At 55.6% G+C, this 17,880-nt stretch carries 20 protein-coding genes; 5 read left to right on the top strand and 15 right to left on the bottom strand.

The window, feature by feature from the left end:
• Positions 1–18: 18 nt before the first annotated feature.
• From HA50_RS18260 to pmbA, 11 genes are all read right to left on the bottom strand, one after another.
• A complete protein-coding gene (locus HA50_RS18260) occupies positions 19–1,929 on the bottom strand; it encodes a BglG family transcription antiterminator (RefSeq protein ID WP_084877049.1) in 1,911 nt (636 codons plus the stop codon).
• Positions 1,930–1,953: 24 nt separating this feature from the next.
• Positions 1,954–2,691 (bottom strand): 2-dehydro-3-deoxy-phosphogluconate aldolase, encoded by a 738-nt coding sequence (dagF, locus tag HA50_RS18265; RefSeq protein WP_084877052.1) that lies wholly within the window; start codon positions 2,689–2,691, stop codon positions 1,954–1,956.
• Complete coding sequence (locus HA50_RS18270; RefSeq protein WP_084877055.1) at positions 2,688–3,809, bottom strand: DgaE family pyridoxal phosphate-dependent ammonia lyase; 1,122 nt, start codon at positions 3,807–3,809, stop codon at positions 2,688–2,690. The genes dagF and HA50_RS18270 overlap by 4 nt, the downstream gene beginning before the upstream one ends.
• Positions 3,793–4,926 (bottom strand): amidohydrolase/deacetylase family metallohydrolase, encoded by a 1,134-nt coding sequence (locus HA50_RS18275; RefSeq protein WP_084877057.1) that lies wholly within the window; start codon positions 4,924–4,926, stop codon positions 3,793–3,795. Before HA50_RS18275 ends, HA50_RS18270 begins: the two co-directional genes overlap by 17 nt.
• 43 nt (positions 4,927–4,969) lie before the next feature.
• Entirely contained in the window at positions 4,970–5,611 is a 642-nt protein-coding gene (locus HA50_RS18280) for a DUF4310 family protein (protein WP_084877060.1), read from the bottom strand.
• Between the two features lie 12 nt (positions 5,612–5,623).
• Positions 5,624–6,400 carry a DUF4311 domain-containing protein gene (locus tag HA50_RS18285; RefSeq protein ID WP_021183537.1) on the bottom strand — a complete coding sequence of 259 codons (777 nt, stop codon included), beginning with the start codon at positions 6,398–6,400 and terminating at the stop codon, positions 5,624–5,626.
• Positions 6,401–6,427: 27 nt separating this feature from the next.
• Positions 6,428–6,727: a DUF4312 family protein gene (locus tag HA50_RS18290; protein WP_084877064.1), complete on the bottom strand. Its 300-nt coding sequence runs from the start codon at positions 6,725–6,727 to the stop codon at positions 6,428–6,430.
• A gap of 2 nt (positions 6,728–6,729) precedes the next feature.
• Complete coding sequence (locus HA50_RS18295) at positions 6,730–7,086, bottom strand: SFCGS family glycine-rich protein (RefSeq protein ID WP_084877066.1); 357 nt, start codon at positions 7,084–7,086, stop codon at positions 6,730–6,732.
• Between the two features lie 25 nt (positions 7,087–7,111).
• Entirely contained in the window at positions 7,112–7,444 is a 333-nt protein-coding gene (locus HA50_RS18300; protein ID WP_084877068.1) for a glycine dehydrogenase, read from the bottom strand.
• 253 nt (positions 7,445–7,697) lie between these two features.
• Positions 7,698–8,084 (bottom strand): cytochrome b562, encoded by a 387-nt coding sequence (gene cybC, locus HA50_RS18305; protein WP_084877070.1) that lies wholly within the window; start codon positions 8,082–8,084, stop codon positions 7,698–7,700.
• Between the two features lie 69 nt (positions 8,085–8,153).
• Entirely contained in the window at positions 8,154–9,494 is a 1,341-nt protein-coding gene (pmbA, locus tag HA50_RS18310) for a metalloprotease PmbA (RefSeq protein WP_084877072.1), read from the bottom strand.
• 116 nt (positions 9,495–9,610) lie between these two features.
• Between pmbA and yjgA the strand changes: the two genes are divergently transcribed.
• Positions 9,611–10,153 carry a ribosome biogenesis factor YjgA gene (yjgA, locus tag HA50_RS18315; RefSeq protein ID WP_084877075.1) on the top strand — a complete coding sequence of 181 codons (543 nt, stop codon included), beginning with the start codon at positions 9,611–9,613 and terminating at the stop codon, positions 10,151–10,153.
• 709 nt (positions 10,154–10,862) lie between these two features.
• Here the strand turns inward: yjgA and mpl are convergent.
• On the bottom strand, positions 10,863–12,218 hold the full coding sequence (gene mpl / locus HA50_RS18325) for a UDP-N-acetylmuramate:L-alanyl-gamma-D-glutamyl-meso-diaminopimelate ligase (protein WP_084877080.1): 1,356 nt from the start codon (positions 12,216–12,218) through the stop codon (positions 10,863–10,865).
• Positions 12,219–12,386: 168 nt separating this feature from the next.
• Between mpl and fbp the strand changes: the two genes are divergently transcribed.
• Entirely contained in the window at positions 12,387–13,394 is a 1,008-nt protein-coding gene (gene fbp, locus HA50_RS18330) for a class 1 fructose-bisphosphatase (RefSeq protein ID WP_084877083.1), read from the top strand.
• Here the strand turns inward: fbp and HA50_RS18335 are convergent.
• Complete coding sequence (locus HA50_RS18335) at positions 13,385–14,062, bottom strand: hypothetical protein (protein WP_084877086.1); 678 nt, start codon at positions 14,060–14,062, stop codon at positions 13,385–13,387. The two genes, fbp and HA50_RS18335, sit on opposite strands and share 10 nt — an antisense overlap.
• Positions 14,063–14,173: 111 nt before the next feature.
• Complete coding sequence (locus HA50_RS18340) at positions 14,174–15,733, bottom strand: methyl-accepting chemotaxis protein (protein WP_084878609.1); 1,560 nt, start codon at positions 15,731–15,733, stop codon at positions 14,174–14,176.
• A 173-nt stretch (positions 15,734–15,906) separates the two neighbouring features.
• Between HA50_RS18340 and HA50_RS18345 the strand changes: the two genes are divergently transcribed.
• The 3 genes from HA50_RS18345 (at position 15,907) to ppa (ending at position 17,473) form a co-directional block, all read left to right on the top strand.
• Entirely contained in the window at positions 15,907–16,320 is a 414-nt protein-coding gene (locus HA50_RS18345) for a lysozyme inhibitor LprI family protein (RefSeq protein ID WP_084877089.1), read from the top strand.
• Between the two features lie 72 nt (positions 16,321–16,392).
• Complete coding sequence (locus HA50_RS18350) at positions 16,393–16,842, top strand: DUF441 domain-containing protein (protein WP_084877092.1); 450 nt, start codon at positions 16,393–16,395, stop codon at positions 16,840–16,842.
• A 100-nt stretch (positions 16,843–16,942) separates the two neighbouring features.
• Entirely contained in the window at positions 16,943–17,473 is a 531-nt protein-coding gene (gene ppa, locus HA50_RS18355; RefSeq protein WP_031376399.1) for an inorganic diphosphatase, read from the top strand.
• A gap of 53 nt (positions 17,474–17,526) precedes the next feature.
• Here ppa and HA50_RS18360 read toward each other — a convergent pair whose 3' ends face one another.
• The gene (locus tag HA50_RS18360) at positions 17,527–17,880 is read right to left on the bottom strand and encodes a gamma-glutamylcyclotransferase family protein (RefSeq protein WP_084877095.1); all 354 of its coding nucleotides are present in this window, start codon (positions 17,878–17,880) and stop codon (positions 17,527–17,529) included.

Here is a 17,880-nt window from a genome sequence, read left to right on the forward strand (position 1 = left end):
TCATCCGCACCTGGGATTTTACAGACGGCTCAGACAATCCATCGCCACCGCCTTAAAGCTGGCGAAATCGCCACAGTCGCGCAGCCGAGTCATCGCCCGTTCACGCAGGAAGGTGACGAACAAATCGTAAATCGCCATCGCCTCTTCATATTCGCTTTTGCTAATTGCCAGCAGGAAAATCACCGAGGCGGTTTCATCGCCCCAGCTAATTCCCTGCGGAGCCAGCACGGTGTAGACCACGGTTTTCTTCGCCAGCAACCCCAGCGAGTGTGGTAAGGCAATCCCCTCACCCAGCATGGTGCTGACAATCGCTTCGCGCTCCTCTACCGACGGATAAAAATCGTCGTCGACATAGCCTTCCTGTTGCAGCTGGTCACACAGCTGGTGAAACAATGCCGATTGCGTCATCGGCTGATCCACCACCAGAAAATGTTGCGCGTCGAAGTATTTCTCCAGCATGTAAGGACGGGTGCGGTCCACCAGCACCAGTTTGCCCAGTTGCTCCAGCTGGAATTCGGTGGGAAACGGCGACATCACCACCACCGGGCTGTTTTTCTCGGTCAGCCGTGCGGTGGAGATAACAAAATCTTCTTCAATAAAATCGAGCGCCTCATATTCACGCTGTGACAGACGCGCCGTCACCTGTAATTGCGGATACTTACGCAGCAGCAGCGCCTCAATCATCCGCAGCGTGGAGTTACCGCTGTCACACACCAGCAGCACCTGCGGATGGCGCTGATAGCCCACGTCATAATGGCGCTCCAGCCCCACACCGATATGCAGCACCAGAAAACCGATTTCGTTTTCGCTGATGGTGTACGGCGTATATTTGCCCCAACTGGTGACCGCCGCCAGCGTCATGTCATAGGCCATCGGATAATGCTGCTTGATGTTGTTCAGTAACGGATTGGGGATGTGGATCTGGTAACGCACCCGGGTGATCATGGTTTTAATATGGGTGAGCAAATCGGCGCGCAGCTGCTCATCCTGTTGCAGGCGGTAGTTGTAGTGGGTGTTGATATAACTCAGCAGGTAATCCACCAGCGCATCGGCATCGTCAGCGTTAATGGTGCTGGGTGCCAGCGCCTGAATCTGGCGGGCGGCGATATTGACGCGCAGCCAGTTCTCTTCCGCCTGTGAAATCGGTTTGCCGACCAGCGGCAGCATCAGCTCAACCAGCTGGTGTGCCGCTTCACGCACCTCTTCCCCCACATCCTCGGCACCGGGGTCGTTTAGCGGAAAGCCTTCGCTGATACGCCGCACCGCCACCGCGCAATAGATTTGCAGATAGCGCTCACCTTCATCGCTCAGACGAATGGCGTGATGGGCAAAGCATTGCTGCAACAGCGGTTGCAGCTGCTCCAGCATTCCGCTGTGCAGCGCTTCCACCGTCAGCAGCGGGCTATCCGGCGTGTCCTGATCGATCTGCCACAGCAGGTCGGTCAGGCAGGTGCGAATCGCCGCCTCGCTACCAAACAGTTTCATGCCGTAGCGCGGCTTGGTTTCGATATTCAGGTGATAGCGCCCCAGCCATTCTCGCACTTCGGCCATATCGCTTTGTAGCGTAGCGCGGCTGACAAACCACTCTTCCGACAGATCTTCCAGCTTGAGCGAATACGCCGCCGTCAGGAAGCGGCTGAGCAGATAACGCACGCGATCTGGCGAGGTGCGGGGCACGCGCAGCGGCGCGGCGGTTTGTGCCTGCAACTGACCAAAACGCCGTGCGTCATCTACTTTCAGCTGATACCCCGCGCCACGCGCCAGCACAAACTGCGCGCCGTGCTGCGCCAGCAGCGCATTCAGTGCCGTGATGTCGGTACGCACCGTGCGCGTCGAGACGGAGAAACGCCGCGCCAGCTCATCCTGCGGCAGCGTTTCATTTTGCAGAGCAGCGAAAAGTTGGGCCAGACGCTGGTTAGGGAATCTCAAGGGGCTTCACCTGTTACTTATTTGCTACAACAGCTTTTTGCACGTTGCCAGAAGCTGACGGACATCGTCAATGCGCGTGTCGCCGGTGGCGCTATCGATAATGGAACTATAGACATGCGGAATCACTTTACTGACGCCCGCCTCCAGCGCAATGCGCACGATCTCCTCAAAGTTGCTGAGATCGATACCGCCGGTCGGTTCCAGCCAGAAGTCATGACGCGCACAGGCTTCCGCCACGGCACGATATTCATCCACCGCTTTTAATCCCCCCATCGGGAAATATTTCACCGAGCTGCCGCCCATATCCTGAAGCAGCGCGATGGCGCTATCGATCGGTACGAGGGCATCTGGCCCCTGGGCACTGCGCGGTCCGGTAGAGATTTTTACCAGACCCGGCGTACCGGTAGGCGAAATCAGACCGTTGACCACAGTTTCGTTCTGCCCGAGCAACGCACGGCTGGTGGCGACGCCGGTAAATACCTGGTTAACGTGCTGCGGCTGAATCGCTGCCGCAATCGCGCTCACCATCGCCGACTGATTGGGATCTCCGGCACCCAGCCCAACGGAAATGGCGTTATCAATCAGCCCAGCGTACTCGCGCATATCGTCGATGGCCGCTTCGGTGGTGGCATAGTTTTTTGATAATACGCCCACCAGCACATGGCCTTCCGCCGCCTGCCAGATGTCGCGCGCATTCTGCTTTGAACCCGCCAGCACATTGAGGCACAAACGGCCCTGATAAAAATTCGGTGTCAGAGTCATGCCTGTTTCTCTCCATTGAGCAATGCCTGGATGGCGGTAAAAATGGTATGCAGCTGATCGGCGCTGACGCTGCGCACATCGGCTTCAATAATGCCTTCGTTGGCTTTGTAGCCACGGAAGTAGATGGCGATAACGCCGGTTTTCAGCGCCTGTACCAGCTCGCCGGTGCCCCAGCCTGTTTGCCCTTCGTCAAACTTAATCTCGGCGCGCGCGATGTCACGTCCGGCGGCATCCCATACCACCCGTGCACTCACGCCCTTCAGGGTGTTGAGGTTGGCGATAAACGGCGTCATTTTTTCCACCATTTGCGCGCCCGTGGTTTTTTCCTGCACCAGATAGTTTTCAATCGCCTGGGTCAGACCGAGGATGCCCTCTTTGCCCACTTTCATGGCGCGACCAATACCGTTGCTCTGACGCTTCACCCACTCAACATATTGCGTGCGGCCAATCACCAGCCCGCTGGTCGGCCCTTCAATCGCTTTCGCGCCGCTGTAGATCACCAGGTCAGCACCCATCTGGTAATAGCACTGCAAATCTTCTTCAGCCGCGGCATCGACAATCAACGGAATGCCGTGTTTACGTGCCACCACTGCCGCCTGTTCGACGCTGAGATGGCTTTTTTGCACGCAATGGTGTGATTTGATGTACAGCAGCGCGGCCGTGGTCGGCGTAATCGCGGCTGCCAGCTGTTCTGGCGAGCATTCGTTGCTGTAGCCTGCTTCCACCAGCCGTCCGCCCCCCAGCGCAACCATGGTGCCCACAGGGGCGCCAAAATTGACGTTATGCCCCTTCGGCACCACGATGTCGTGCGGCACGCTCAGCGGAGCGGCATGCAGGTTCTCCAGCAGCCAGGCGTTATCTTTGACGATCACCGCCGCCACGCTCTGCGCAATCCCCGCAGAGGCGCAGGACACCACTACCGCATTCTCCACCTGCAACAGCTGCGCGATATACGCGCCGGTCTTATCAACCAGATCTTTCATCTCAAAGTAGTGGTTGAGGCCGTATTTCACGGTATCCACCACATCCGCTGCCGGTGTTGATACGCCGAGAATGGTCATGCGACCGGAGGCATTAATGACCTGTTTCAGGCCATATTTTTCATAAATCGAAGACATGATTGGTTTTCCCTTCATCAGTCAGATGCCACTGGCCCGCCACTACGGCAGCCAGCGGCAACACATGTTGTTCACCCAGCACCTGTTCGCCTTCCGCATCGACGAACGGGCGGGCTTCTTCTTTGACGGTAAAAATGGTCAGGTCGGCGTCATAGCCCACGGCCAGCCGCCCTTTGTGCGCCAGACGCAGCCCTTCAGCGGCTTTCCAGGTGACGCAGTCGATCACCTGCGCCAGCGTCATACCGATGCTGAAAAATTTCGACATCACATGCGCCAGGCTGTGCACCGGTCCGTTGAGACGGTTGCGGCAGTAGATATCCGAGCTGATGGTGTCCGGCAGAATGCCCTGGGCAATCGCCTGACGAGCCACTTCAAAGCTGAAGCTGGCGCTACCGTGACCGATATCCAGCCGCACACCGCGTGCGATGGCGTTTTTCACTGCCGCTTTCAGTTCGCCCTGCGGCGTGAGGATGCGGTTGGGTTTGCCGTTGTAACAATGGGTGATGATGTCGCCGGAGGTCAGCAGGTCGGCGATTTCTTCCAGCACCGGCGGGTTATTACCGATATGCACCATCAGCGGCAGATGACCGGCAGCCTGCTGAATGGCTTTGGCGCGGATTAACGGCTGGATGCCGTTTTCGCCGACTACGCTGCTGCTCATGCGCGCTTTCAGGCCAACAATAAAATCCGGGTGACGCTGCACCGCCTGTACCACCGCCTCGCCGTCAATCTGCGCCATATCGGCCAGTTCGTTCTGCGTGACAATGCCGGTGCGGGCGATGTTGATCAGCGCACGTACGTCCGTGGTGACCTGGCGCGTAAGCTGATAAAAATCGTCAATGTCATCCGCCCCGGTGCTACCAGCATCGATCACCGTGGTGACACCCTGCGCCACACCAATCGCATCGGCGTCATCATGGTAAATCGGTGATTTTGGGTAGCAGTGCACATGGCTGTCGATCCAGCCTGCGCTGACGTAGTAACGCCCGGCCAGATCGCGCTCTTGTGCTGCCGGGCCGTGTACCTCGCCCACCGCAGCAATCTTGCCGTCCTGCCACGCAATATCGACCAATTGTTCGTCGCACAAACGCGCACGGCGCAGAATCACATCAAACATATCAACTCCTTAAGCGCGGCCCGTTACCAGGCCGCGCATGACATCAGAGAGAAACCGGGAAGATCGCACCCAGCACCATGGCACCGAGGATCGCGCCACCGGTAATCGGCTTATTCCACAGGTAGAACAGCAGCGCACCGACCAGCGAACCGAGTCCGATAGGAATCGATGCCGCCATTGCCGACAGGATGATCAACGGACCCAGGAAGCGACCAGAGGCGTTACCGGCCCCCATCATCACGTCGGCACCGTAGGTGGAGTCACTCTGATTAATGGTGAACTTACGCGCCAGAATGATGATGTAGCCGACCGCCAGACCCAGCACCAGGCCGGTCGCCAGCGAAGCAGCAAAGTTCGCCACCGGAAAGACAATCCCCGCGCCCAGCAGCAGTGCCGGAACACCGAGGCCGATACCGGTCTGAATCGCTCCGCCGATGTCGAGAATCCCCACCAGCGAACCTTCAATGATGCGGGCAAACAGGAAGCTGGCACCGAAAGCCGCCACCGCACCGTAGACGCCGGTTTCCATGCCGGAACGCAGCATCGAGACAAACGCCACCTCGTTAAAGGCACCAATGCCGTACAGGTAGTACATATGCGTACCGGCAAACACACCGGCAGAGAGCAAGCCGACAAAGATCGGGAAAGACCAGTCGGCGTACCAGAACCCTTTGTTTTCGTTCATGCTGATGGCTCCTTATTTGCCGCTGAGGCTGTTGTGGATCATGTCCAGCCAGCCAGGAATACCAAGCTGGAAGGATTGCAGCAGTTTCATGTCGAAGCCGCGGAAGAAGCCACTCAGCACGAACAGCAGCACGATCGCGGTCATCATCACTTTGGTGACTTTGTTCCAACCGCTTTCTTCGACGCCTTTACCGATCAGGATGCCCAGTACCAGACCAGGTACGGCGTTGCCCATGATCAACTGCGCCAGGCCGCCAAAAATGGTGGCCCAGAAGCCTGATTTCTTACCGGCATCAATCGCCGCCAGCCAGAAAATCACCGGCATCACGGTGTTCACCAGCAAGTTGGCCGCAGGAACCAGCACTTTAACGGCGGTGACCTGCAAAGCCGCCGGGACGGCAGAGGCGGTGCTGTTGAGGAAGGCCACCACGATCATGCCGATGATGCCGCAGGCAATGGCCATCTTTTTCGGGTTGTGTAGTGTTTCTGCTACGTTGCGGTTTTTCACCATCAGTGCCGCCGCGCCCCAGTTGGGCAGGATGCGATGGTCAACGTCTTGCGTGAATGAACCCGCCGCCACGGATGAAGCCCAGGCGTTAAAGAAAAAGCCGAGACCAAAGGAGAAGTGCGATGCTGGATCGCCTTCACAGGAGTTAAGCTCGCCCAGCGTACGGAACGCGCCCATGCCCTGCGTGGTAGGTGCGTGAAACATGCGTGCGGCACCTGCTCCGACGCCAACCCCTACCAACCCGCCAATGATTAACGACTTAAACAAAATAATTAAAAACATGCGCTTACCTTTGTTTTTCGTCTGTTGTTAAGGTGCCGCCGTGAATTCCACCTGTTCGGTATCGATCACGGTGACGCTGACGGTAATCTCCAGCTCGACGCTGTAGTTCCGTCGCTCACGCGCGAGGAAAAAGAACAAAAATTTCTCCGTCTTGACGCGTTCCTGCGCGCGCAGCACCCGAACATCCTGGGGTTCAATGCGCAGCAGAATCTTTTGCGTGGTGCGCAGCACTTGCTGCTGCACCCGACTCAGGGCATCGGCAAAGGCTTTGGCTTTGGTATCGCCTGCGCCCTGCACCGTCACCTGAGTCACGTATTGTTGTTTCATGCTTAGCTGCCGTGTTTTTTCGTCCAGGCCTGCACCAGCCGTTCACCCAGCTCTTCTTTGTCCATAAAGCCGAAGCCAAGCACCGTGGCACCTTCGTTGATTGCCGTAACGCCTTCATCAATCGAACGCATGCCGTGTTTCGCTTTGTAGCCATATTTGTTCTGCGCGGTGATGGCACCTGCGCCGCCACTGCCGCAGAAGGAGATGCCAAAGTCGGCGTTTTCCGCTTTCATTACGTCGCCCAGCTTCATATCCGCCGCCACGCCCGGTACCACCACCGCACGGCCACCGGCTTTCTCGACACCTGCCGCCACTTTTTGCCCTTTACCCAGACGATCGCCAATCACTACCGTTACCATGTTCAATTCCTCTTAAAATTTCTGACTAATTCGACCTTGCAACTTCAATGTGTACCGACAATAACCACGCCTCTTCGCGTGGCAGGTTGCCGAACAGATCCACCACCTGCTGTGCCAGTGCCATCGTCTCGGGCGAGATATCCTCAAATAGCTCCGCTTCCACTTCCGGTAAGGCTTCCCCGGTGAGGGAGCGCGAGGCCATGGCCCGCACGTGTGAGGTCAGCATTTGCTGCTGCACCGCATTGGGTTCGATGTGGTGTGCCGCATACAGCGCGGCAATCTGCGTCATCACGTTATCCGCCAGAGCCTGAATCGCTTCCGGCGTGCTCTGTTTCAGCGGAACTGCTTCACTACTCACCTGGCTCACTCCTGTTTACAGCGGACAATGACCGTTAATTCGCGTTGAAAAGAAATTATCCTGTCCACCGGGCGGTGTGGAGACGCATCTTTTCCACCTCGAAGTGGAAATCATGCGGGTGACTGTGCGCCAGATCGCAGGATGCACGAAGAATGCAAAATACATCACATTTCGCACAGAATGATGGGAACAAGCGGCAGAATCGGGCGAGTTATGCCCAGGAATAAGGCCAGCCAGATGGCTGGCCTGGCTGTCAGCGGAATTTCTTATGGTTGGCGTTGCGAATATCTTCCAGTTTCTTCGCTTCGGTTTTAGCCTCGTCCAGTTTGTTGGCTTGAGCCAGTTGATCCACCACATCAATCTGGGCGATCAGCGAATCCAGTCCGGCGTGGAAATCCTTGATCTGAGCGCTATCAGCAGGCTGACCTTCCAGCTTTTCCGGCGTGGATTTTTTTGCATCCTCCGCCGCCTGACGCATCTTGCCGAGCGCGGTTTGCATTTCCTGGGCATCGGAGGCTTTTTTCACCGTGCTCAGGCCATCTTTGAGGGTATCCATATCTTTTTCCAGGTCAGCCGCATACAGGCTGGCACTGGAGAACAACAGCGAGAGAGACAACATTGCAATCACATGCTTACGCATCGTTCATTCCTTTATTATTGTGGAGATAAAAAAGGCAGCCTTGCGGGCTGCCTTCAGGAAGCGATGTCATTACTGCCCGGCGATCTTCATCTCCGGAAGCAGCACCGATCCACACTGGATGTTGCTGCGGGTTTCAATATCGTTGCCGACGGTGACCATATTGCGCCACATATCTTTCAGATTTCCGGCGATGGTGATTTCGCTCACCGGATACTGGATTTCACCGTTCTCCACCCAGTAACCGGCCGCACCGCGTGAATAGTCGCCGGTAATGGCGCTGACGCCCTGGCCCATCAGTTCCGTCACCACCAGGCCACGGCCCATCTGCCTGATCAAATCGTCAAAGCTATGGCCCTGACCGGCAATACGCCAGTTGTGAATGCCACCCGCATGGCCGGTGCTTTGCAGGCCAAGCTTACGCGCGGAATAGCTGGTCATCAGCCAATTTTGCAGCACACCATTTTTGATAATGTCACGCGCCTGGGTACGCACCCCTTCGCTATCAAATGGCGTCGAGGCCAGGCCTTTCAGCAGGTGCGGCTTCTCTTCGATGGTCAGCCATTCCGGCAGGATCTGTGTACCCAGCGCATCGAGCAGGAAAGTCGATTTGCGGTACACGCTGCTGCCGCTGATGGCTCCCACCAGGTGACCAAACAAGCCTGTTGCCACTTCCGGGGCGAAAATCACTGGCGCTTTCATGGTGGAAAGCTTGCGCGGTGCCAGGCGTGACAACACGCGACGTGCGCATTCTGCCCCGACCCACTCGGCACTTTGCAGATCGTGAATATCACGGCCAATGGTGTAAGCGTAATCACGCTCCATTTCGCCGTTTTGTTCGGCAATCACGCAGCTGGATAGCGAATGGCGGCTGGAGCAGTAGCTCTGCAACATGCCGTGGCTGTTGCCGAATACTTTGATACCGACGTGACTGTTAAAACTGCCGCCTTCGGTATTGGTGATGCGTTTATCGGCCTGTAAGGCGGCTTGTTCCGCCTGCGCCGCCAGTTCAATCGCGCGATCGGCGTCGATCTCCCACGGATGGTAGAGATCGAGATCCGGGGCGTCGAACGCCAGCAGATCGCGATCTGCCGGACCGGCATAAGGATCGGCGGAGGTGTAACGGGCAATATCGATCGCCGCCTGAACGGTTCGCTTGATGGCGTCCGGGCTGAGGTCGGTCGAGGAAGCACTGCCTTTGCGATTCTGGTGATAAACGGTGATGCCGAGCGCGCCATCGCTATTGAATTCGACGTTTTCCACTTCGCCGTAGCGGGTGCTGACACCGATACCGGTGGTTTTTGTCACCGCCACTTCTGCGCCATCGGTGCTGGCTTTCGCCAGTTCCAGCGCCTGTGCGACAGCCTGTTCCAACACTTTACGTTGTTCTGCAACCTGAGTAGATACGTTCATCGACCTGCCGTCTAATCTTATGTATGAATATTTTGAGTCTATCAGACTCAGAGAACAATTTCGCAGTCCCCCGATAAACTGGTAGGATTAGCCTCTTTTTTTTAGGGAGCCAAGAGATGACCAAGCAGCCCGAAGACTGGCTCGATGATGTGCCGGATAATCAGGAAGAAGAAGACGAAGAGATTATCTGGGTCAGCAAAAGCGAAATTAAACGCGATGCCGAGGAGCTGAAGCGCCTGGGTGCCGAGTTAGTTGAACTGGGGAAAAATTCCCTCGACAAGATTCCACTCGACGAAGATTTACGTGCCGCCATTGAACTGGCGCAGCGTATCAAGAAAGAAGGCCGTCGCCGCCAGTTGCAGCTGATCGGTAAGATGCTGCGCGCCCGTGATGTGGAGCCGATTCGTCTGGCTTTGGACAAACTGAAAAACCGCCACAACCAGCAGGTAGCGTTGTTCCATAAGCTGGAGAATTTGCGCGATCGTTTGATTGAGCAGGGTGATGATGTGATGGCCGAGGTGGTTAACCTCTATCCGCAGGCCGATCGCCAGCAGCTGCGCAGCATGATTCGCAATGCGCAGAAAGAAAAAGCGGCGAACAAGCCACCCAAAGCAGCACGCCAGATTTTCCAGTATCTGCGCGAACTGGCTGAAGCTTAATTTCGTATCACGTAACGGCGCGATTCATCGCGCGGATTTTGATCACCGGTGCGGGTTTCGTTCGCCACGGGCTGGGGCAGTTTCAGTTCGCCGGTGCGGCGACCGAACAAAGGGCGCCAGGCCGCGCCCTTTGCAATCCCGGGCCTTGCGCTGGCCTGCCTCGCCGCTTCGCGGTGCCTTCGCTCAGTCACGTTTCCGACGGACCGGCGTCGATTCGCTCCTGCTCAGCGCCGCCTTTCGCTGCATCCATGCAGCTCATCCTGGAATCGTTCCTTCACTCAGCGAGTCCGGATAGCGCCCCACCCCTCGCTGCAACCGCGATGACTTTCTGTGTTTTTCTTTTTTGCTGTTGGTTTTGTATTTTCTTGTATTTTCTGCGTTCTTGCAGACGGTGGGGGGGTGCGGCATCCACAGCGCCGAGCGCAGAGGGAAGGCCAGGACGAGCCGACAGGACGTCGGCGAGAGCGCGGTTTGAGCCAGGATGGCGAATCCGCGAGCTCCGTGGGCCTGAGTGATAAGCGAGGGCACAGCGCATCGCGCTGCGCGAGGACGCCGCGTGGCGCGGATTGCAAAGGTACGCGCCATCGTACCTTTGCCCGTCCGCCTGCACGGCTGTGCTGAAACTGCCCCATGTCTGGCGGGCGGAACCCCGCTGAAGCACAACCGCTGCCTGGCGGGCGGACTTGACACTCAAGACGGTAGCTACGGATTAACGTCCCAGACGTTCCAGCAGTTTCTGATGAATCCCGCCAAAGCCACCGTTGCTCATCACCAGAATCGAATCCCCTGGCTGCGCGACTTTCGCCACCATTTCTACCAGCGTATCGATATCGGCACTCCAGTGAGCAGGCTGGATGCAGGCATCCGCCACATCGGCAACCTGCCACGGAATATGGTGCGGCTGGAACAGGAACACTTCATCGGCTCGTCCCAGTGACGGTGCCAGCTCATTCTTGCTGACACCCATTTTCATGGTGTTCGAACGTGGTTCCAGCACCGCCAGAATGCGTGCCGTGCCCCCCACCTTGCTGCGCAGTGCGGCCAGGGTGGCGAGGATCGCCGTCGGATGATGAGCAAAGTCGTCATAAACCTTGATGCCGTTGACATCGCCACGCAGCTCCAGGCGGCGACGCGCATTAATAAAGCGCCCCAGCGCTTCTCCGGCATCGTCCGGCTTCACACCCACATGACGTGCAGCGGCCATCGCCATCAGGCCGTTATGCATGTTGTGCTCGCCCACCAGGCCCCAGTTCACTTCCGCCACTTTTTCACCATCCAGCCAGGCTTCCCAGCGTGAGGCATCCGGCGTCAGTTTTTTCGCCTGCCAGTGACCGTTGTCACCCACCGTTTCCTGCTCACTCCAGCAGCCCATGGCCATCACCTGCTTCAGGTTATGATCGTGTTCCGGCAGCAGGATCTTGCCCTGACCCGGTACGATGCGGATCAGATGGTGGAACTGTTTCTGGATGGCACGCAGATCGTCAAAGATATCCGCATGATCGAATTCCAGATTGTTGAGGATCAGCGTACGCGGGCAGTAATGCACAAACTTGGAACGCTTGTCGAAAAAGGCGCTGTCGTACTCATCCGCTTCAATCACGAAGAACGGGCTTTTTCCTAATTTTGCCGAAACATCGAAATTTCCTGGCACACCACCAATAATAAAGCCCGGTTCAAGGCCACAAGCCTCAAGAATCCACGCTGCCATGCCGGCTGTGGTGGTTTTACCATGGGTACCGGCGACGGCCAGCACCCAGCGATCGCGCAGCACGAAATCGTGCAGCCACTGCGGGCCGGAGAGGTAAGGAATGTTACGTTCCAGCACTGCTTCCACACAGGGATTGCCGCGCGTCATGGCGTTGCCGATGATCACCAGATCCGGGGCGGGATCCAGTTGACTGGCATCATAACCTTCCGTTAATTCAATGCCTTGCTGCTCCAGCAAGGTACTCATTGGCGGATAGACATTGGCGTCAGAGCCGGTTACTTCGTGGCCAAGTGAGCGCGCCAGCATCGCCAGACCGCCCATAAAAGTGCCACAAATCCCAAGGATGTGAATGCGCATAAAGAGATCCATTACTCAAAAGTTCGGCGCACAGTGTAACGCCGAGTGCAGGTGGAAGAAACGGATTAGGACTATGGTTTTTAAAGTTCAATCGGCTAAACTGCGTACGCATACGTTGGCAGTTTGTTAGAGCTGCTGCCACTCCATCGTAGATTCAGGGAATGTGTTATGAAAACGTTAGGCGAATTTATCGTCGAGAAGCAACACGACTTTCCTCACGCCACAGGTGAACTGACGGCGCTGATTTCAGCCATCAAGCTGGGTGCGAAAATTATCCACCGCGATATCAACAAAGCGGGTCTGGTGGATATTCTCGGTGCCAGCGGCGTTGAAAACGTACAGGGTGAGCAGCAGATGAAGCTGGACCTGTTCGCCAACGAAAAGCTGAAAGCAGCACTGAAAGCACGCGGCATTGTGGCGGGTATCGCTTCCGAAGAGGAAGATGAGTTCGTCATCTTCGAAGGAGTGGAACACGGCAAATACGTGGTGTTGATGGATCCGCTGGACGGTTCTTCCAACATCGACGTTAACGTTTCCGTTGGTACGATTTTCTCAATCTACCACCGCGTATCCCCGCCGGGCACCCCGGTTACCGAAGCTGATTTTATGCAGCCGGGTAGCAAGCAGGTTGCCGCAGGTTACGTGGTGTATGGTTCATCCACCATGATGGTGTACACCACCGGGGTGGGCGTGCACGCCTTTACCTACGATCCATCCCTTGGGGTGTTCTGCCTGAGCCACGAACGTATGACCTTCCCGGAGAAGGGCTACACCTACTCCATCAACGAAGGTAACTACATTCGCTTCCCGCAGGGCGTGAAAAAATACCTGAAGTTCTGCCAGGAAGAGGATATCGCCACTCACCGTCCTTACACCTCGCGCTACATCGGCTCCCTGGTGGCTGACTTCCATCGTAACCTGCTGAAAGGCGGCATTTATCTCTATCCAAGCACCGCCAGCCATCCGAAAGGTAAGCTGCGTCTGCTGTATGAATGCAACCCGATGGCCTTCCTGGCTGAGCAGGCAGGCGGTAAAGCCAGCGACGGTAAAAACCGTATCCTGGATATCCAGCCAGAGACCCTGCACCAGCGTTGCCCGTTCTTCTGCGGCAACGACGCCATGGTGGATGACGTCGAGCGCTTCCTGCGCGAGTTCCCGGATGATCGTCAGGGCTGATTAGCCTCGATGACGGAAGCCCGCTCAATGCGGGCTTTTTGTTGCTGGTAATAATTTTCGATTTCTTTCTCTGCTCTCCTGCGTCCCAGTTTCCCGACCGGGAAATGTCCCAGACCCAGTATGTATAAAATCATACCGACAACCAGGAAAAGTAATCCGGGAACTTCAGCGCGAATACCGACAAAGATAGCAAAGAAAATAATCGCCACCCCGACGCCCACCAAACAGAATGCTTCGATATAACGTTCCCTGATCTTTTTAGGGTTAATAAAAAGCTCACCCTCAACATTCACGCTGAGATAATGTCGGTGCATCACGAAGTATTTATTACTGCGTATTTCGCTGGAGCGGTCGATGATCTTTATCACTTCATCCTGAATATGGCGATTCTCAATACCATACATGCGTTGGTTGACCAGCTGAATATATTGCTGCGCCAAACGGCTGCGATCCTCATTACTCAGAAACGCGTTATCCAGCTGGCTGGCAACAAATTTTATCCGATTATTTAATGAGTTTTTGAAGATATGCTCACCCTTAATATCGGAAAACATACTTTTCAGCATGCCGAGAACCGGAAAGAGCACCAGCAGGAGCAGGGTATAAAACGGATGGGCCTGGATAGCAGCTAATAACGTATCAATATGTTCGACTACGGCAGGATTCATTATCATCTCCTTGATATTTTACCCTGATTAACGTAGCAGAATATCAGTAATGATGATCGTATCATTTTGTAGCGGCACAATTTATTGTGCCGCTACCGACCAGACCTTAATTTACACCGTCGTTATACGAAACTGCGCCATAGAAGCCTGCAACTGCTGTGACTGCGCTTCGAGCGATTGCGTCGCGGCGCTGGCTTCTTCCACCAGTGCGGCGTTCTGCTGTGCCGCCTCATCCATCTGCGTCACCGCCTGATTGACCTGCTCAATGCCACGGCTCTGCTCCTCAGATGCTACTGAAATCTCCTTCATCAACGCGGTCACACGCATCACTTCACTGGAGATTTCATCCATGGTTTCACCCGCCTGGGTGGCCATGTCAGTCCCCTCTTTGACCCGGACCTGGGATTCGCTAATCAACTCACGAATCTCCTTGGCGGCGGTAGCGCTGCGGCCAGCGAGGGTTCGCACCTCATTGGCAACTACGGCAAAACCCCGTCCCTGCTCACCGGCGCGCGCCGCTTCCACAGAAGCATTCAACGCGAGGATATTGGTCTGGAAGGCGATGCCATCAATCACGCTGAGAATATCGGCAATACGGTCAGAACTGTGGGTGATTTCCCGCATCTTCTCCATCACATAACACACCACTTCGGCACCGCGATCAGCGGTATCCGAGACGCTGTTCGCCAGCTGGTGCGCCTGATGTGCGTTGCTGGCATTGAGGCGTACCGTCGCGGTGAGCTGCTCCATACTGGCAGCGGTCTGCTCCAGCGAGGCTGCGGATTCTTCGGTACGCTGTGACAAATGCACGGTACCTGCCGACAGTTCACGGCTGCCGACATCAATTTGCAGGCTGGCTTCGCGAACCTGGTTTACCGAATCACGCAAGGCCAGCTGCATAGCGGCCAGCGCCTGATTCAGTCGGCCCAGTTCGTTATTGGCAGTGGCTGGCAGTGCCTGCGATAAATCCCCCTCCGCGACCTGTTGCAGGTGCCCGATCGCCCCCTCCAGCGGACGCAGTAACAAACGACGCAACAACTGCCATGCCAGCACAATCATCAGCAGGGTCATCAGCACCGCGATGCCAATCAGGACTTTCATCTGTATTTCGTTGCGCGCCGCCTGGGCCAGTCGCTCGGCTGACACCTGATCGGCATAGCGGCTGAAATCCTGCACCGCTTTGGCGTAATTGGCGGCCAGCGTCGAAAGGTTGCCCTCCAGCACCGTGTAATATTCATCGGTATATTGCTTCTGCAACGCATCCATCATCGGCGTGATGCCCTGTTGCAGATAGGCAGCAAAGCTGGCGGCCACCGCGTCTGCCAGCGCTTTCCCCTGCACTGTCACCGTACCGGCATCGACAAAACTCTTCAGGTGTTGCTGCGAAGTGGCGACATCAGCCTGCGCCTGTTTCGTCACTGCGGCCCCTTCATCCAGCAAGCCGATTTCGATCTTGCGCACCGCCAGAGCGCCACTGGCGCGGGCGCGCATCAGGTCTGCGTTGCTTTGATACAGGCTATTGAGTTCAACACCCTGGATGCGATTGATAACATCCAGCGACTGATTACCTGCATTGATGGCGTAAATGCCCAGAGTGCTGACCGCCAGCAGCAGTAGCGTCATAAAAGCGAGTAAAGCGAGTAAACCGGTCCGTATTGATAAATTTTTGATCATGATAGTACCCGTGTGTATGAAAAAAGGCAGAAATCCAGCAGCCCTAAAACGGATAAGTTATCGGCAGTCACTTTGCTAAACTTTAACCACTGTTGATGGTCAATGAGCTGATGATCACCCTTTCTTCAAAATCGCTAAAGTCATCTTCATCCCGAATAAGGAATATCACGATGAATAAATACTTCCCGGTTGCCTGTCTGTTACTGAGCGGTTATGCGACTGCGCAGGAAAATGCCATCGACCTGAAGTTACAGCAGTGTCTGAATAAGGAATCCAGCACTGTCGCGCTCACGCAATGTTACGACAGTGCAAATAAAGCATGGGATCAGGAGATGAATCAGCAATACGCGCAGGCAATGAAAAAATTAACCGGTGAACCTAAAGCCAAATTACGCAGCGCACAACGCGCCTGGCTGGCTTACCGTGACAGCTGGCTGGAGGCCAGCAGGAGTTACTTCTTTGCCAGCCAGGGCACGATGGCATCGCTTTCCCTGGGGGCACAGGGCGTGAATCTGGTGCGCAACCAGGCACTGATGCTGCAATCAATTAACAAAGGCAGTTGCGCCAATCCCGATGATTGTTGATAAATGGGGGCGGTAAAAAAACCGCTTCGAGCTGGTCGTTGCCAGTGCCCCTTCAATCCTCTGGGAGAAATCATGGCTGCTTATGCCTCCACCATTATTCTGGTTTGCCTCGCTGTGCTCAGTTATTTCGTTCATAACAACGCAGTCACCATCTCGATTCTGCTTCTGCTGGTGATCAAAATTACCCCGCTGGCACAATTCTTCCCTTATGTGGAAAAGCAGGGTATTCAGCTCGGCATCATTATTCTTACCGTGGCGGTGATGGCCCCGCTGGCCAGCGGCTCGCTGCCCGCTTCCTCGCTGATTAAGTCGTTCGCTAACTGGCAATCGATTGTGGCCATTCTGGTGGGGGTATTTGTCGCCTGGCTTGGCGGTCGTGGCGTGCATTTTATGAGCGCACAACCTTCGGTGATTGGCGGCTTACTGATTGGTACGGTGATTGGTGTGGCCTTCTTCCGTGGCGTTCCAGTAGGGCCATTGATTGCCGCAGGTATCGTCTCGTTGTTTGTGGCGGCGAAGTAAGCGGCTGGACCATTCCGAAACGCCAAAAAGGGGGCATACTTTCAGAGTCAGTTGGCTATAATAGCCGACACTCAACTTACGACTAATGAAGGAAAGCCAGATGAGTTTGAACCAGGTGCCCGCAGGTAAAGATCTGCCAGAAGATATCTATGTCATCATCGAGATCCCGGCCAATGCCGATCCGATCAAATATGAAGTGGACAAAGAGTCTGGCGCCCTGTTTGTAGACCGTTTCATGTCTACCGCCATGTTCTATCCGTGCAACTACGGTTACATCAACCACACCCTGTCTCTGGATGGTGACCCGGTTGACGTACTGGTGCCGACCCCGTATCCGCTGGAGCCGGGTTCTGTGATCCGTTGCCGTCCGGTTGGCGTGCTGAAAATGACCGACGAATCCGGTGAAGATGCCAAACTGGTTGCCGTACCGCACACCAAGCTGAGCAAAGAGTACGATCACATCAAAGATGTGAACGACCTGCCGGAACTGCTGCGTGCACAGATCACCCATTTCTTTGAGCACTACAAAGATCTGGAAAAAGGCAAATGGGTTAAAGTTGACGGCTGGGATAACGCTGAAGCGGCCAAAGCCGAGATCATCTCTTCTTACGAGCGCGCGCAGAAGAAATAATTCTGCTGCCCTTCGCGCATAAAAAAACACCGTCCAACTGGACGGTGTTTTATTTATGCTTCTGATTCGTTATCACGCTGCAACCAGTCACCACTGATGATGCGCGAGCGACCGGTAACCGGACGCTGGTAAACGTACAGCCAGGCGCTGCCGAAGGGCGTCTGGATTAACTGGCGTTTGTATTCGCCATTTTTGGTGCGCAGGGCATCCAATTCGCCAAGGGTGCTGGCGTCGATGCGATAAACCTCGCAACTGACATTGCCCTCACCCTCAATCACGCCAGGATAGTGACCGAGATTGTAGAGTTCGTACCCTTCAATCTGGTGGTCACCAAGCCATTGCGCATTCGTCATCCAGTGACTGTTTCCCTGTTTGCGCCGTAAACTGCCGTAGACAATTATTCGCAT

The organism is Pantoea cypripedii (assembly GCF_002095535.1).
GTDB classification, from domain to species: domain Bacteria; phylum Pseudomonadota; class Gammaproteobacteria; order Enterobacterales; family Enterobacteriaceae; genus Pantoea; species Pantoea cypripedii.

What these genes read in the sequence shown, in the direction of transcription:
- cybC (WP_084877070.1), bottom strand. Translation starts at nt 8,084, where the DNA reads ATGCGTAAGCATGTGATTGCAATGTTGTCTCTCTCGCTGTTGTTCTCC.
- mpl (WP_084877080.1), bottom strand. Translation starts at nt 12,218, where the DNA reads ATGCGCATTCACATCCTTGGGATTTGTGGCACTTTTATGGGCGGTCTG.
- pmbA (WP_084877072.1), bottom strand. Translation starts at nt 9,494, where the DNA reads ATGAACGTATCTACTCAGGTTGCAGAACAACGTAAAGTGTTGGAACAG.
- yjgA (WP_084877075.1), top strand. Translation starts at nt 9,611, where the DNA reads ATGACCAAGCAGCCCGAAGACTGGCTCGATGATGTGCCGGATAATCAG.
- HA50_RS18270 (WP_084877055.1), bottom strand. Translation starts at nt 3,809, where the DNA reads ATGTCTTCGATTTATGAAAAATATGGCCTGAAACAGGTCATTAATGCC.
- HA50_RS18345 (WP_084877089.1), top strand. Translation starts at nt 15,907, where the DNA reads ATGAATAAATACTTCCCGGTTGCCTGTCTGTTACTGAGCGGTTATGCG.
- HA50_RS18280 (WP_084877060.1), bottom strand. Translation starts at nt 5,611, where the DNA reads ATGAACGAAAACAAAGGGTTCTGGTACGCCGACTGGTCTTTCCCGATC.
- ppa (WP_031376399.1), top strand. Translation starts at nt 16,943, where the DNA reads ATGAGTTTGAACCAGGTGCCCGCAGGTAAAGATCTGCCAGAAGATATC.
- dagF (WP_084877052.1), bottom strand. Translation starts at nt 2,691, where the DNA reads ATGACTCTGACACCGAATTTTTATCAGGGCCGTTTGTGCCTCAATGTG.
- HA50_RS18290 (WP_084877064.1), bottom strand. Translation starts at nt 6,727, where the DNA reads ATGAAACAACAATACGTGACTCAGGTGACGGTGCAGGGCGCAGGCGAT.
- HA50_RS18275 (WP_084877057.1), bottom strand. Translation starts at nt 4,926, where the DNA reads ATGTTTGATGTGATTCTGCGCCGTGCGCGTTTGTGCGACGAACAATTG.
- HA50_RS18295 (WP_084877066.1), bottom strand. Translation starts at nt 7,086, where the DNA reads ATGGTAACGGTAGTGATTGGCGATCGTCTGGGTAAAGGGCAAAAAGTG.
- HA50_RS18360 (WP_084877095.1), bottom strand. Translation starts at nt 17,880, where the DNA reads ATGCGAATAATTGTCTACGGCAGTTTACGGCGCAAACAGGGAAACAGT.
- fbp (WP_084877083.1), top strand. Translation starts at nt 12,387, where the DNA reads ATGAAAACGTTAGGCGAATTTATCGTCGAGAAGCAACACGACTTTCCT.
- HA50_RS18335 (WP_084877086.1), bottom strand. Translation starts at nt 14,062, where the DNA reads ATGAATCCTGCCGTAGTCGAACATATTGATACGTTATTAGCTGCTATC.
- HA50_RS18285 (WP_021183537.1), bottom strand. Translation starts at nt 6,400, where the DNA reads ATGTTTTTAATTATTTTGTTTAAGTCGTTAATCATTGGCGGGTTGGTA.
- HA50_RS18350 (WP_084877092.1), top strand. Translation starts at nt 16,393, where the DNA reads ATGGCTGCTTATGCCTCCACCATTATTCTGGTTTGCCTCGCTGTGCTC.